Genomic DNA, 731 nt, shown 5'->3' on the forward strand with positions numbered 1-731 from the left:
TCAATCGGTGTGAAAAACAGTCCAACCGCAGAAGAAATCGAGCGTGCAGATGCCATCATCGTCGCATGTGACAAGCAAGTTGACATGAACCGCTTCGCGGGCAAACGCGTGGTTAAAACCAACGTAAAAGCCCCAATCCGCGATGCTCAAGGACTGATTAATGAAGCGTTAAACGCACCGACGTACCAAGCTGAGTCCAATGGCAATACGCAAGCGTCGGTTGCCGACAAAGCTTCTCAAGCTCGTTCTGACTTATATCGCTACTTGATGAATGGCGTATCACACATGATCCCATTCGTCGTAACCGGTGGTCTGTTGATTGCCCTTGCTCTTGCTGTAGGCGGTCAGCCAAGTGAAGCGGGCATGGCGATTCCTGAAGGCAGCATGTGGAACCAAATCCTCAATGTCGGTGTGGTTGCCTTTACGCTGATGATCCCAATCCTTGCCGGTTACATTGCTTACGCGATTGCTGACCGCCCAGCTCTAGCTCCTGGCTTGATCGGTGGTTGGATTGCAAACAACGGTTCTTTCTACGGCGCAGACGCTGGTACAGGCTTTATCGGTGCCATCATCGCAGGTCTGCTTGTGGGTTACTTCGTGAAGTGGATTACGTCGATTAACTACCACAAATTCATCCAACCTTTGGTGCCAATCATGATCGCACCAATCACAGGTTCGCTATTCATCGCAGGTCTATTCATCTTCGTTATCGGCGCGCCAATCGCAAGCCT

General features: G+C 50.9%; 1 protein-coding gene. It reads left to right on the top strand.

The features are described from left to right. Positions 1 to 731 (top strand): PTS transporter subunit EIIC (locus R7P74_RS26285; protein ID WP_318123578.1); only part of this gene is annotated, 731 nt, incomplete at both ends.

Source organism: Vibrio sp. 2033, from assembly GCF_033339735.1.